The 13,531-nt window shown below is 71.4% G+C and carries 11 protein-coding genes; 4 read left to right on the top strand and 7 right to left on the bottom strand.

What is annotated here, in order from left to right; genetic code table 11:
• Positions 1-86 precede the first annotated feature (86 nt).
• The gene (locus GFH48_RS28730; RefSeq protein ID WP_153291008.1) at positions 87-1,469 is read left to right on the top strand and encodes a cysteine desulfurase/sulfurtransferase TusA family protein; all 1,383 of its coding nucleotides are present in this window, start codon (positions 87-89) and stop codon (positions 1,467-1,469) included.
• A gap of 25 nt (positions 1,470-1,494) precedes the next feature.
• Here the strand turns inward: GFH48_RS28730 and GFH48_RS28725 are convergent, their stop codons facing one another.
• Positions 1,495-2,469 carry a carbohydrate kinase family protein gene (locus tag GFH48_RS28725; RefSeq protein WP_153291007.1) on the bottom strand — a complete coding sequence of 325 codons (975 nt, stop codon included), beginning with the start codon at positions 2,467-2,469 and terminating at the stop codon, positions 1,495-1,497.
• Positions 2,470-2,603: 134 nt separating this feature from the next.
• On the opposite strand from GFH48_RS28725, the gene GFH48_RS28720 reads away from it, so the two are divergent.
• Both GFH48_RS28720 and GFH48_RS28715 read left to right on the top strand, forming a co-directional pair.
• Complete coding sequence (locus GFH48_RS28720; protein ID WP_153291006.1) at positions 2,604-2,813, top strand: hypothetical protein; 210 nt, start codon at positions 2,604-2,606, stop codon at positions 2,811-2,813.
• Positions 2,814-3,014: 201 nt separating this feature from the next.
• Positions 3,015-4,583 (top strand): hypothetical protein, encoded by a 1,569-nt coding sequence (locus GFH48_RS28715; protein WP_228121012.1) that lies wholly within the window; start codon positions 3,015-3,017, stop codon positions 4,581-4,583.
• Positions 4,584-4,700: 117 nt separating this feature from the next.
• Here the strand turns inward: GFH48_RS28715 and GFH48_RS28710 are convergent, their stop codons facing one another.
• On the bottom strand, positions 4,701-5,057 hold the full coding sequence (locus GFH48_RS28710) for a HesB/IscA family protein (RefSeq protein WP_148013634.1): 357 nt from the start codon (positions 5,055-5,057) through the stop codon (positions 4,701-4,703).
• A 313-nt stretch (positions 5,058-5,370) separates the two neighbouring features.
• Here GFH48_RS28710 and nadA point away from each other — a divergent pair, with 313 nt between their 5' ends.
• Positions 5,371-6,555: a quinolinate synthase NadA gene (nadA, locus tag GFH48_RS28700; RefSeq protein ID WP_153291004.1), complete on the top strand. Its 1,185-nt coding sequence runs from the start codon at positions 5,371-5,373 to the stop codon at positions 6,553-6,555.
• Between the two features lie 140 nt (positions 6,556-6,695).
• Here nadA and GFH48_RS28695 read toward each other — a convergent pair whose 3' ends face one another.
• The 5 genes from GFH48_RS28695 to GFH48_RS28675 form a co-directional block, all read right to left on the bottom strand.
• A complete protein-coding gene (locus GFH48_RS28695) occupies positions 6,696-9,827 on the bottom strand; it encodes an efflux RND transporter permease subunit (protein WP_153291003.1) in 3,132 nt (1,043 codons plus the stop codon).
• Between the two features lie 265 nt (positions 9,828-10,092).
• Entirely contained in the window at positions 10,093-10,776 is a 684-nt protein-coding gene (locus GFH48_RS28690; protein WP_153291002.1) for a response regulator, read from the bottom strand.
• Entirely contained in the window at positions 10,773-11,993 is a 1,221-nt protein-coding gene (locus GFH48_RS28685; RefSeq protein WP_194280707.1) for a sensor histidine kinase, read from the bottom strand. The genes GFH48_RS28690 and GFH48_RS28685 overlap by 4 nt, the downstream gene beginning before the upstream one ends.
• 328 nt (positions 11,994-12,321) lie before the next feature.
• The gene (pspAA, locus tag GFH48_RS28680; protein ID WP_153291000.1) at positions 12,322-12,600 is read right to left on the bottom strand and encodes a PspA-associated protein PspAA; all 279 of its coding nucleotides are present in this window, start codon (positions 12,598-12,600) and stop codon (positions 12,322-12,324) included.
• A 43-nt stretch (positions 12,601-12,643) separates the two neighbouring features.
• Positions 12,644-13,435: a PspA/IM30 family protein gene (locus GFH48_RS28675; protein ID WP_153290999.1), complete on the bottom strand. Its 792-nt coding sequence runs from the start codon at positions 13,433-13,435 to the stop codon at positions 12,644-12,646.
• Between the last annotated feature and the right edge of the window lie 96 nt (positions 13,436-13,531).

The following is a 13,531-nucleotide window of genomic DNA, read 5'->3' as shown; positions in this document are numbered from 1 at the left end:
TCTGACGGGTGCCTCCGAACCCCCCGGAATGCCCGACTCCGCCCGCCTTCTGACACCCCCTCCGGAGCGCGCGTTAGCGTGGTGGCGTGTCCTACTTCGACGCCGCGTCCGCGGCTCCGCTGCATCCCGTCGCCCGACAGGCCCTGCAGGCCTCGCTCGACGAGGGCTGGGCCGACCCGGCCCGGCTCTACCGCGAGGGACGGCGGGCCCGGCTCCTGCTCGACGCGGCCCGCGAGGCGGCCGCCGACGCGGTGGGCTGCCGCCCGGACGAACTGGTCTTCACCAGCTCCGGCACCCGGGCGGTGCACTCCGGCATCGAGGGCGCGCTGGCAGGCCGTCGGCGCGTCGGACGCCACCTGATCGTGTCAGCTGTCGAACATTCGGCCGTACTCCATTCGGCTGAGGTGCATGAGACGGCGGGCGGTACGACGACCCATGTCCCGGTCGACCGGGCGGGCGCGGTGTCCCCTTCCACGTACGCCGGCGCCCTGCGCCCCGACACCGCGCTCGCCTGTCTGCAGTCCGCCAACCACGAGGTGGGTACCGAACAGCCGGTGGCGGCGGTCGCGCAGGCGTGCCGGGCGGCGGGGGTGCCGCTGCTGGTGGACGCGGCGCAGTCGCTGGGCTGGGGACGGGTCGAGGGCGACTGGTCACTCCTGACGGCGAGTGCCCACAAGTGGGGCGGCCCTTCGGGGGTCGGACTTCTCGTCGTACGCAAGGGAGTGCGGTTCGCCCCCCAAGGGCCGCTGGACGAGCGGGAGTCGGGACGGGCGGCCGGCTTCGAGAACATCCCGGCCGTGGTGGCCGCGGCGGCCGCGCTGCGTGCCGTGCGCGCGCAGGCGGCCGTGGAGGCGGCGCGGCTGCGGGAACTGACGGACCGGATCCGGACGCGGGTCCCGGAGCTGGTGACGGACGTGGAGGTGGTCGGCGACCCGGCACGCCGGCTGCCGGGGATCGTCACCTTCTCCTGTCTCTACGTCGACGGGGAGTCGCTCCTGCACGAACTGGACCGGGCCGGCTTCTCGGTCTCCTCCGGTTCGTCGTGCACGAGCAGCACACTCACCCCCAGCCATGTCCTGAAGGCGATGGGCGTGCTGAGTGAGGGCAACGTCCGGGTGTCGCTGCCGCCGGGCACACCGTCGGAGGACGTCGACCGGTTCCTGTCGGTCCTTCCGGCCGCGGTCTCCGCGGTGCGCGAGAAGCTCGGCGCCCCGACCGCCCCCCGCACGGCGTCCGCCCCCTCGGGTGCGCTCGTCCTGGACGCCCTCGGCAAGCTCTGCCCGATCCCGGTCATCGAACTGGCCGGGGTCATCGGTGGCGTGCCGGTCGGCGGGACCGTCCGCGTCCTCGCGGACGACGAGGCGGCCCGCCTGGACATCCCGGCGTGGTGCGAGATGCGGGGTCAGGAGTACGTCGGGGAGGAACCGGCGGACCGGGGCGCGGTGTACGTGGTCCGCCGGGTGTCCTGACCCGACGCGGATCGGCGGGCCGGTCCTAGACCAGGTGGGCCCTGACCTCCATGGCCGCGTCGTCGCCGTACGCCTTGGTGAACCGGTCCATGAAGTGGGCGCGGCGCAGCTGGTACTCCTGGGTGCCGACCGTCTCGATCACCAGGGTGGCGAGCATGCAGCCGACCTGCGCGGCGCGCTCCAGGGAGACGCCCCAGGCGAGCCCGGACAGGAAGCCCGCGCGGAACGCGTCGCCGACACCCGTCGGGTCGGCCTTGCGCTCCTCGTCGGGGCAGCCGACCTCGACCGGGTCCTCGCCAACGCGCTCGATGCGCACACCGCGCGCGCCGAGGGTGGTGACCCGGTGACCGACCTTGGCGAGGATCTCGGCGTCGCTCCAGCCGGTCTTGGACTCGATGAGCCCCTTCTCGTACTCGTTCGAGAAGAGGTAGGTCGCCCCGTCCAGCAGTATCCGGATCTCGTCGCCGTTCATCCGGGCGATCTGCTGCGAGAAGTCGGCGGCGAAGGGGATCGCGCGGGACTTGCACTCCTCGGTGTGCCGCAGCATCGCCTCGGGGTCGTCCGCGCCGATGAGGACGAGGTCGAGTCCGTCGACCCGGTCCGCGACCGCCTTCAGCTCGATCAGCCGGGCCTCGCTCATCGCGCCCGTGTAGAAGGAGCCGATCTGGTTGTGGTCGGCGTCCGTGGTGCACACGAAGCGCGCGGTGTGCAGCACCTCGGAGATCCGTACGGAGCCGGTGTCGACGCCGTGGCGGTCGAGCCAGGCGCGGTATTCGTCGAAGTCGGAGCCCGCGGCCCCGACCAGGATCGGCCTGGTGCCCAGCTGACCCATACCGAAGGCGATGTTCGCGCCGACGCCGCCCCTGCGCACGTCGAGGTTGTCGACCAGGAAGGAGAGGGAGACCGTGTGCAACTGGTCCGCGACCAGCTGGTCGGCGAAACGGCCGGGGAAGGTCATGAGGTGGTCGGTGGCGATGGAGCCGGTGACTGCGATACGCACGGCGAGGACACGCTCCTGCGAAGGGAGAGGGTTGACAGTTCACGCTACCCGGTCGGCACCTGACCTCTGAAGCGGTCAAAACTACCCGATAGTAGGTCTTTCTTCGTAACGCTCCCGGTGCATACGGTTCCGTTATGACGAACCTCAAGGTCCACGGCTCCGCTCCGCTCGACCTCGAAGGCGACCTGGCGTCGTTGCGCGACGACTGTGCCAGGACCGCCCGGCACTGGGCGACGCCGGCCCCGGTCACCGTCCCGAGCGTGTCCCCGTCCCGCATCCACGGGGTACGCGTGCCTCCCGCCTCTGCCCGCCTGCTGGACGCCATGTCCGACTACGGCGACTGATCCCACGTCCCGCACGGCGCCCGCGTGCGCCGTGAGCGGGCGGCCGGACGGCGCCCGCAGGGAACCGTGCGCTCCCCCGCTGCGTCCCATCGCCGTCCCCCGTAAAGGGGACGCGGTGTACGACCCTTCAGCGCCCGCTCCGGGAGTTCCCCGACCGGGCCGGGCCGTCGCGGACAGCAGTGGAGCCGAAGGAGCGATGCGGTGAGCACCGAGCGACCCGACCACGAAGCGACCGACCCCGCCGAGGACGGTGCCGGGACGGCGAAGCCACGCCGTCGGCGTACCCCGGTGGCCGTCGCCTCGGTCGCGGCCGCCGTCCTGCTCGTCGGGGGCGGCGGGGCGTACATGGCCACGACCGCCTTCGACGGCGGCGGACACAGCGGCTCCGGGTCCCCCGGCGGTGACGGTACTCCCCCGCCGCTCGCCCTGGACGGTACGGCCGGGAGCGGCGGCACCGGTGGTGTCGCGCCGGGCGAACCCAACCCCTACGGGACGGTCTACCGCGCGGACGGCAAGCTGCCCGACGGCCCGGACTCCGCGCCCGTGTACGCGGCGAACGGCACGGTCACCGCCGCCGAGGTGACCCGCCTCGCGAAGGCACTGGGGCTCACCGGCACCCCGCGGCTGACCGGCGACACCTGGCAGGCGGGTCAGGGCGGGGACGGCTCCGGCCCGAGCCTCCAGGTGAGCCAACGGGCCCCCGGCACCTGGACGTTCAGCCGCTACGCGCCCGGCACCGACAACTGCAAGGGTGTCGTGTGCACCAGCGACCCCGGCTCGCCGAGCAGCCACGCGGTGGGTGAGGCCGCCGCGAAGAAGGCCGCCGCCCCGGTGCTGAAGGCGCTCGGCGAGGACGACGCGAAGCTCGACGCGAGCACGCTCATGGGCGCCGTACGGGTGGTTAACGCGGACCCCGTGATCGGCGGCCTGCCCACCCACGGCTGGACCACCGGCGTCCAGGTCGACAAGGAGGGCCGGGTGGTGGGCGGCAACGGCCTGCTGAAGGCGCCGGAGCGCGGAGACACGTACCCCGTCCTCAGCGCGCGCCGCACGCTGGACCTGATGAACGCCGCGGGGTCCGCCGCGGAGCCGGGCGGCGGGCGCAACGGGCCCGGCGGCTGCGCGAGCGCCGTGCCGCTGAAGGACCGGGACGAGACGCCGTGCGCCGCGTCGACCGCGCTGCCGCGGCAGGAGTCGGTGAACGTCGAGAAGGCCGCCTTCGGGCTGGCGTCGCACTTCGTGGACGGGCACCAGACGCTGGTGCCGTCCTGGCTGTTCGAGGTACGGCCGAAGGGGGCGACCGCCCGCGTCACCGTGACGCATCCGGCCGTCGACCCGAAGTACCTGGCCGCGCCGGAGACCCCGGGGGCGCCGAGCCCGCGGCCGACCGGTGAGCCGGCGTCCCGTGACGCCAGGGTGCAGGGGTACACCGCCGACGGCAGGGATCTGACGGTGAGCTTCACCGGCGGGGTGTGCGCCGACTACTCCGTCTCGGCACGCGAGAGCGGCGAGAAGGTGACGGTCGAGGTCACCGAGACCCCGTGGCAGGGCAAGGTCTGCATCATGATCGCCAGGGTCTACGAGAAGACGGTGCGTCTGGACGAGCCGCTCGGCGACCGGAAGGTCGTGGGGGCGGACGGCCGGGAGATCCGCGAGGGGAAGACACCGGGCGCCTCGACGGAGACACCGACGCGACCGAAGACGCCGAAGATACCGGCCACTCCGGCCACGCCCGGGTCGCCGCACACCCCGAATCCGCTGCTGCGGTAGGGAGGGCGGCCCGTGCGGGTGCGGGCACGGACACACGAAGGCGGCGTCCCCGTCACGGGGGACGCCGCCTTCGTACGTGTCCAGCAGCAGGCCGGGGTCCGGCGAAGGAGCCGGGGCCTAGCTGAAGGAGTCGCCGCAGGCGCAGGAGCCCGTCGCGTTCGGGTTGTCGATCGTGAAGCCCTGCTTCTCGATGGTGTCCACGAAGTCGATCGAGGCGCCGCCCAGGTACGGGGCGCTCATGCGGTCGGTGACGACCTTGACGCCGCCGAAGTCCTTGACGACATCGCCGTCGAGGGAGCGCTCGTCGAAGAAGAGCTGGTAGCGCAGGCCGGAGCAGCCGCCGGGCTGAACGGCGACACGCAGTGCCAGATCGTCGCGGCCTTCCTGGTCGAGCAGGGCCTTGACCTTGCCCGCGGCGGCGTCGGACAGCATGATGCCGTCGCTCACGGTGGTGGTCTCGTCCGATACGGACATCTGCTTCTCTCCCGGGTTGTTCGGAGACTGCTTGCCGACGATTGCAACCGCCGGGGCCGCGGATTCATTCCGGGCCGAGAGTCTGTCTGTGGGCTCTCTCCGTCTTCCCTCTCATGCTCGCACACGCACAACAACGCGCACAGCGGCCTGTGGACAACCTCAGGGATTCACATCACATGGACCCGGCGGGCATCGTCAACATGACGTGAAGCGGTTATGATAGATAGCGTCATTTAGACGAAAAGGCTTGTCCCGCATGCCCCGCCGAGTCGTTCGTGACCCGGCGAGCCGCAGAACAGAAAGGGTGCGTGTCGTGACCACCGCCCAGACCCAGGAGCTCGACGTACAGCCGACGCCCCTCGCCCTGCTGTTGCTCGGCCGTGAGGCCGACCCGAGGAGCGAGCGCGGCGTCGAGTGCCCCGGCGACCTGCCCTCGCCGTCCGACCCGGACCTGGTGGAACGCGCGCGGGCGGCGAAGGAGAAGCTCGGGGACAAGGTCTTCGTACTCGGCCACCACTACCAGCGCGACGAGGTCATCCAGTTCGCGGACGTGACCGGCGACTCCTTCAAGCTCGCCCGTGACGCGGCCGCGCGTCCCGGGGCCGAGTACATCGTCTTCTGCGGTGTGCACTTCATGGCGGAGTCCGCGGACATCCTCACCACCGACGACCAGAAGGTGGTCCTGCCCGACCTCGCCGCCGGCTGCTCCATGGCCGACATGGCCACGGCCGAGCAGGTCGCCGAGTGCTGGGACGTGCTGACCGAGGCCGGGGTGGCCGGACAGGTCGTACCCGTCTCGTACATGAACTCCTCCGCCGACATCAAGGCGTTCACCGGCAGACATGGCGGCACGATCTGCACGTCGTCCAACGCCCAGCGGGCCCTGGAGTGGGCCTTCGAGCAGGGCGAGAAGGTCCTCTTCCTCCCCGACCAGCACCTCGGCCGCAACACCGCCGTCCGTGACCTGGGGATGTCGCTGGAGGACTGTGTCCTCTACAACCCCCACAAGCCGAACGGCGGCCTGACCGCCGAGCAGCTGCGCGACGCGAAGATGATCCTGTGGCGCGGCCACTGCTCGGTGCACGGCCGCTTCAGCGTGGACTCGGTGAACGACGTGCGGGAGCGCATCCCGGGCGTCAACGTCCTCGTGCACCCCGAGTGCAAGCACGAGGTCGTCGCGGCCGCGGACTACGTCGGTTCCACGGAGTACATCATCAAGGCCCTGGAGGCGGCCCCGGCCGGCTCGAAGTGGGCGATCGGCACGGAGCTGAATCTCGTACGACGGCTCGCGAACCGATTCGCCCCCGAGGGCAAGGAGATCGTCTTCCTCGACAAGACGGTCTGCTTCTGCTCGACCATGAACCGCATCGACCTGCCCCACCTGGTGTGGACCCTGGAGTCGCTGGCCGAGGGCAACCTGGTCAACCGCATCGAGGTGGACCGGGAGACGGAACGGTACGCGAAGCTGGCGCTGGAGCGGATGCTGGCGCTGCCGTAACCGCGCCCACCCGGCCGCCCTTACGGCTCGGCGAAACGGCTCGGGCCCGTCCGACACCGTGGGTGTCGGACGGGCCCGAGCCGTTTCCGTGTCCCGGAGCCCCGGGCCGAGAGGCGCCGGCCCCTCGGCCCGTCAGGCACTCAGACCTGCGCCGGTTCCGGCTCCTCGTCCGCGACGGACGGCGCCTGCGGCGGGTTTCCGGCCTTCTTCGCCCGCTTCTGCGCCTTCTTCCCCGCCCGCCGCTCCTTGCGGAGTTCGAGCGTCGCGTAGAGCGTCGGGACCAGCAGGAGCGTCAGCAGGGTCGAGCTGATCAGGCCGCCGATGACGACCACCGCCAGCGGCTGGGCGATGAAGCCGCCCTCACCCGTGACACCGAGCGCCATGGGGAGCAGCGCGAAGATCGTCGCCAGCGCCGTCATCAGGATCGGGCGGAGACGGTGACGGCCGCCCTCCACCACGGCCTCGACCACTCCGTACCCCTGTCGGCGGTACTGGTTGATCAGGTCGATCAGCACGATCGCGTTCGTCACCACGATGCCGATGAGCATCAGCATGCCGATCATCGCCGGGACACCCATCGGGGTACCCGTGACGACCAGCAGGCCGATCGCGCCCGTCGCCGCGAACGGGATCGAGACGAGCAGGATCAGCGGCTGGACCAGGGAGCGGAAGGTCGCGACCAGCAGCATGAAGACGATCGCGATCGCCGCCAGCATCGCCAGGCCGAGGTTCTTGAACGCGTCGTCCTGGTTCTGCGAGACCCCGCCGATCTCGGCGGTCGCCCCGGCCGGCAGTTTCAGCGCGTTCAGCTTCGTGGTGAGGGCCGAGCTGACCGCGCCCGTGTTGTCCCCGGTCGGCTTCGCCGTGATCGTGGCGGCCCGCCGGCCGTCGATCCGGGTCATCGAGACCGGGCCGTCCACCAGCTTCACGTCCGCGATGTCACCGAGCTTCACCGCGCCGAGACGCAGGTCCCTGAGCCCGGCCAGCGACTCGGCCGGCTTCGCCGACCTGATGACGACGTCCCGCTCACTGCCGTCCAGGATCGCCTTGCCGCTGGTGGTGCCGCGCACCGCCTCGGTGACGGCGGCACCGAGCGTGGCGTCGTCGAACCCGGCGGCCGCCGCCTTGGAGTTGGCCTTGACCGAGATGCGCGGAACGCTCTGCGCCAGGTCGCTGGTCACGTCCGTGACGTCGTCGAGCTTCGCGACCTCGGCGCGCACCTGCTCCGCCGCCTCGCGCAGGGTGCCCGCGTCGGCCGCCTTCACGACCACGCTGAGGTCCTGGTTGCCGAACCCGTCGCCGGCCGCGACCGTCGTCGTACCGATGCCGGAGAGCTTGCCGAGTCCGTCCTCGATACGGTTCTGGACGTCGCCGGCGGACGCCGAGTCCTCCAGCATGACCTGGTACGAGGCCTGGTTGGTGTCCGTGCCGCCACCGAACGCGGCCAGGAAACCGGACGAGCCGACCGTGACCTGGTAGTCCTTGACGCCCTTGACGCCGTCGAGCATCCGCTCGACCTTCTTCGCCTGCGCGTCGGTCGCCGCCAGGCTGGCGCCCGGCTTCAGTTCCTGCTTGAGGGTGAGCACCTTCTGCTCGCCCTGGTCGAAGAAGTTCGTCTTCAGCAGCGGTGCCATGCCGAAGGTGCCGACCAGGACGACCGCCGCGATCGCCACGCTGGTCAGACGGCGGCGGGTGGCGAAGCGCAGGACGGGGACGTAGACGCGCTGCAGACGGCTGCGCGCCTCCTTCTCCTCGGCCGTGCGGCGTGCCTCCTCGGCGTCCGCCGGCATGTCCTTGGGGGGACGCAGGAACCAGTACGACAGAACCGGGACGACCGTCAGGGAGACGATCAGGGACGCCAGCAGCGCCGCCGTGACCGTCAGGCTGAAGGAGCCGAACAGCTCGCCCACCATGCCGCCGGTGAGACCGATGGGCAGGAAGACGGCGACCGTGGTGAGGGTCGAGGACGTGACCGCGCCCGCCACCTCGCGCACCGCCTTGAGGATGGCCTCCTCACGCTCCTCGCCGTACCCGAGGTGCCGCTTGATGTTCTCCAGGACGACGATCGAGTCGTCGACGACCCGGCCGATCGCGATGGTCAGCGCGCCGAGCGTGAGCATGTTGAGCGACAGGTCACGGGTCCAGAGCACGATCAGCGCCAGCACCACCGACAGCGGGATGGACACCGCGGTGACGAGCGTCGAGCGGACCGACGCGAGGAAGACCAGGATGACCAGGACCGCGAAGAGCAGGCCCAGCCCGCCCTCGGTGGTCAGACCCTTGATCGACTTGGACACGGCCGGGCCCTGGTCGCTGACGACGGTGATCGTCGACCCGGTGCCCAGGTCCTTGCGCATGCCGGGGAGCTTGTCCTTGACGGCGTCGGAGATGGCGACCGCGCTGCCGTCGTGGTCCATGGTGACGTTCACGGCGAGGCTCGGCCGGCCGTCCGTGCGGGTGAGGGAGTCGGCCTTCGACGGCTCCTGCTCGACCGTCGCGACGGAGGACAGCCGCACCGGCTTCTTGCCCTGGCCGCCGGTGACCATCAGGTCCTGGACCTGCCGCAGCGAGGTGAAGCCGCCGCCCACCTGCACGGTCCGGTTGTTGCCGCCCTCGTCGAAGGAGCCGGCCGGGACGGTCGCTCCGCCCGCCTGCAGTGCCTGCCCCAGAGCGGCCGGGGTGAGCCCGGCGGCCGCCATTTTGTCTTCGTCCGGCACCACGGTGACCTGGAGGTCCCGTACGCCGTCCACCGTCACCTGGCCGACGCCGTCGATGCTCCTGAGCACCGGCACGACCGTGCGGTCGAGCTGGTCGGACAGCGCCTGCTGGTCCTTGTCGGACGTGACGGCGAGCACCACGGTCGGGATGTCGTCCGTCGAACCCGCGACGACCTGCGGGTCGACGGCGTCCGGAAGCCGGACGCGGGCGCGGTTGACGGCCTGCTGGACGTCGGCGACGAGCTGCTTGGTGTTGTTGCCGTAGTCGAAGGACGCCCTGATCACGGCGTTGCCCTCGCTGGCGGTGGAGGTGACACCGGTGATGCCGTCGACGCCTTCGAGGGTGTCCTCGATGGGCTCGACGACCTGCTTCTCGACCACATCGGGAGACGCACCCTGGTACGGCGCGAGCACGGACACCATGGGCAGTTCGATGGTGGGCAGCAGCTGCTGCTTGAGCTGGGGGATCGCGATCGCTCCGAACGCGAGCGCGACGATCGACATCAGCCCGATGAGGGCCCGTTGCGCGAGGCTGAATCTGGACAGCCAGGACATGGGTGGGGGATCTCTTTTCCGTGGCGGGGGTGTGGGGCGTGGTCGGCTTCGACGGCAGGGGGACGGCGCGGGGTGGTGACGGCGGGCCGCCGGGACAGCGCGTACGTGCCCCGGCGGTCCGGCCGGTCCGGCCGGTGCGGCGGGGCACGCCGCACAGGTGAGCGCTCTCCTGCCACCCTGAGCCATCGGGCGGCGTCGATCCGTCGCCCCTGGGTCTATTTCCTTATGGGGAACCTACTGCGGGCGCAGTACGGCCCGGTGAAGTTCACTCCACCCTTGGACGTACCAGTCCCGACTCGTACGCGATGACGACGAGCTGTGCCCGGTCGCGGGCGCCGAGTTTGGCCATGGCCCGGTTGACATGCGTCTTCACCGTCAGCGGGCTGACCTCCAGCCGCTCGGCGATCTCGTCGTTGGAGTGGCCGCCCGCGACCTGGACGAGCACCTCGCGCTCACGCCCGGTGAGCGCGTTCAGGCGCTCCGCGCGGCCGGGGTCCCGCTCGTCGTCCGCGCCGTCGCCCTGGGCGAGGAACTTGGCGATCAGTCCCTTGGTGGCCGCCGGGGACAGCAGTGCCTCACCGCCCGCCGCGATCCGGATGGCGTTCAGCAGCTCGTCCGGCTCGGCGCCCTTGCCGAGGAACCCGGAGGCTCCGGCCCGCAGCGACTGGACCACGTACTCGTCGACCTCGAAGGTCGTCAGCATGACCACCCGTACCTGTGCGAGTCCTGGATCCGCGCTGATCAGCCGGGTGGCGGCGAGCCCGTCGGTCCCCGGCATCCGGATGTCCATGAGCACCACGTCGGCGCGCGCCTCCCGGGCGAGCCGTACCGCCTCGGCGCCGTCGGACGCCTCCCCCACGACCTCCATGTCGGGCTCCGAGTCGACGAGGACGCGGAACGCGCTGCGCAGCAGCGCCTGGTCGTCGGCGAGCAGGACACGGATGGTCATGCGGGGTCCCCCAGGGCAGGCGTGCGGGTCTTGACCGGAAGGATCGCATGGACGCGGAAGCCGCCTCCGTACCGGGGACCGGCCGAGCAGGTACCGCCGAGCGCGCCGACCCGCTCGCGCATGCCGAGCAGCCCGTGGCCGCCGCCCTCCTGCGGGCCGTCGCCTTGCCCGGGACCGTTGTCGAGGACGGTCACTTCCACGTTCGGGCCCACACGTACGACGCTGACCTCGGCCTTCGCGCCGGGGCCCGCGTGCTTCTGGACATTGGTGAGGGCTTCCTGGATGACTCGGTAGGCGGCGAGGTCGACCGCCGCGGGGAGGGTGGTGCCCTGGTCGGCGCGGGCCACTTCGACGGGGAGCCCCGCGTTGCGGAAGGTGTCGGCGAGTTCGTCGAGGCGGGCGAGACCGGGGGCGGGCTCGGTGGGGGCCTCGGGGTCGCCGGACTGGCGCAGCAGGCCCACGGTGGCGCGCAGCTCGTTGAGGGCGGAGCGGCTGGCCTCCCGTACGTGGGCCAGCGCCTCCTTGGCCTGGTCCGGGCGTTTGTCCATCACGTGGGCGGCGACTCCGGCCTGCACGTTGACGAGGGCGATGTGGTGGGCGACGACGTCGTGCAGATCACGGGCGATGCGCAGCCGTTCCTCGGCGACCCGGCGCCGGGCCTCCTCCTCGCGGGTGCGTTCCGCGCGTTCGGCGCGTTCACGGATGGCGTGCACGAAGGCACGGCGGCTGCGGACGGCGTCGCCCGCGGCGGCGGCCATGCCGGTCCAGGCGAAGATGCCGAGGTTCTCCTGCGCGTACCACGGCAGGGTGCCGGCGAGCATCGCGCAGGCGGTGAGCACGGTCATCGTGAGCAGCCCGACGCGCCAGGTGGTGGGGCGGTCCGTGGCCGACGCGACGGTGTACAGGGCGACGACGGCGGACATCACCACCGGGGCACGGGGGTCGCTCGCGACCAGTTCCACGACGGAGAGGGCGCCGGTCGCGGCGAGGACCGGGAGGGGCGCGCGGCGGCGGAACACCAGGGCCGCCGCGCCGAGCACCATCAGGGTGAGGCTGAGGACACTGGGGGTGCGGGCGCCCCAGCTCGCTCCGTGGCCGCCGTGCGGGTCCACGAAGGAGCCGGCCATCATGGTCACGAGTACGCCGGTCGCCAGGGCGGCGTCGAGGGCCATCGGGTGCGCGCGGAGTCTGCACTTCGTGCGCTCTAGGGTGCTCACTCCGTTCACGGTACGGGGACCTTGCAGGGGGCGGAACGGTTGCCCACGTACCCCGGGTTCTTCGGCTTCGTCGTGGCTGTCCGCCTTGGATCTCCGCCCCAGACCCCCGTCAAGGGGCCGCGCCCCCTGGACCCCCGCTCGCCCGAAGGGCTCGTCCTCACAGGCCGGACGGGCTGAAATACCCGCCCTGGGCGTCGGCTTTTCAGCACAGGCCCGCACCATCACCCCGTCCGGCGATTGAGGGCAAGGCCCGTAAGGCCGACCGGGGTTCTGGGGGCGGAGCCCGGGACGGATGGGTCGGGTAGGGGCGGCGGGGGCGAAGGAACCCTCAGCCGGGGATCAGACCGTCCCCGTCGAGCATGTCGCGGACCTCCGCGAGCGTGGCGTCCGGGGACGGGAGGATCAGCCCCGAGGGTTCCAGCGCGTCGTCGGGAAGCGGAGCGCCCAGACGGTGGACCGCGTCGAGAAGCGCGGCGAGGGTGCGCCGGAAGCCGGCCTCGTCACCGCCCTCCACCTCGGCGAGAAGCTCGTCGTCCAGCTTGTTCAGCTCGGTGAGGTGGCCGTCGTCCAGCCTCACCTGCCCCTCCCCCATGATCCGTACGATCATGTCGCCCTCCTAAGGCGTGGGACCCGGTCGGTCGCCGCTGCTGCTACTGCTTGTCGAAGCGCGGGGTGTCCTGCGGCTGGGACCCGGTCTGGCCCTGTCCCGTGCCGCCCTCGATCGCCTGCTGCGAGGAGCCGCCGGCCAGCTCGGCCTTCATGCGCTGCAGCTCCAGTTCCACATCCGTACCACCGGAGAGCCGGTCCAGCTCGCTCTGGATGTCGTCCTTGGCGAGCCCGGACTGGTCGTCGAGGGCGCCGGAGGCGAGCAGCTCGTCGATGGCACCCGCGCGGGCCTGCAGCTGCGCGGTCTTGTCCTCGGCGCGCTGGATGGCCATCCCGACGTCGCCCATCTCCTCGGAGATGCCGGAGAAGGCCTCGCCGATCCGGGTCTGCGCCTGGGCCGCGGTGTACGTGGCCTTGATGGTCTCCTTCTTGGTGCGGAAGGCGTCGACCTTGGCCTGCAGACGCTGGGCCGCGAGGGTGAGCTTCTCCTCCTCGCCCTGGAGGGTCTGGTGCTGCGTCTCCAGGTCCGTCACCTGCTGCTGGAGCGCGGCGCGGCGGGAGAGCGCCTCGCGGGCCAGGTCCTCCCGGCCGAGCGCGAGCGCCTTGCGGCCCTGGTCCTCCAGCTTGGTGGACTGGCCCTGGAGCTGGTTGAGCTGCAGTTCCAGCCGCTTGCGGGAGGTCGCGACGTCGGCGACGCCGCGGCGCACCTTCTGGAGCAGCTCCAGCTGCTTCTGGTACGAGTAATCGAGGGTTTCGCGCGGGTCCTCGGCCCGGTCAAGGGCCTTGTTCGCCTTCGCGCGGAAGATCATCCCCATACGCTTCATGACACCGCTCATGGGCTTCGCGCGCCCCCTTCTGACGGACTCCGGCTCCAGGTACTGCAACAGAACCCACAGTACGGGCCCTGCATCCATTACCGCACTGTTCGGGGA

The organism is Streptomyces fagopyri (genome assembly GCF_009498275.1).
Lineage (GTDB): Bacteria > Actinomycetota > Actinomycetes > Streptomycetales > Streptomycetaceae > Streptomyces > Streptomyces fagopyri.
This window is presented reverse-complemented; position numbering and strand designations above follow the sequence as displayed.

Bases quoted from the DNA above. Each gene is read 5' to 3' on its own strand.
- GFH48_RS28720 (WP_153291006.1), top strand. From the start codon at position 2,604: ATGACGAACCTCAAGGTCCACGGCTCCGCTCCGCTCGACCTCGAAGGC.
- GFH48_RS28710 (WP_148013634.1), bottom strand. From the start codon at position 5,057: ATGTCCGTATCGGACGAGACCACCACCGTGAGCGACGGCATCATGCTG.
- GFH48_RS28695 (WP_153291003.1), bottom strand. From the start codon at position 9,827: ATGTCCTGGCTGTCCAGATTCAGCCTCGCGCAACGGGCCCTCATCGGG.
- GFH48_RS28690 (WP_153291002.1), bottom strand. From the start codon at position 10,776: ATGACCATCCGTGTCCTGCTCGCCGACGACCAGGCGCTGCTGCGCAGC.
- pspAA (WP_153291000.1), bottom strand. From the start codon at position 12,600: ATGATCGTACGGATCATGGGGGAGGGGCAGGTGAGGCTGGACGACGGC.
- GFH48_RS28675 (WP_153290999.1), bottom strand. From the start codon at position 13,435: ATGAGCGGTGTCATGAAGCGTATGGGGATGATCTTCCGCGCGAAGGCG.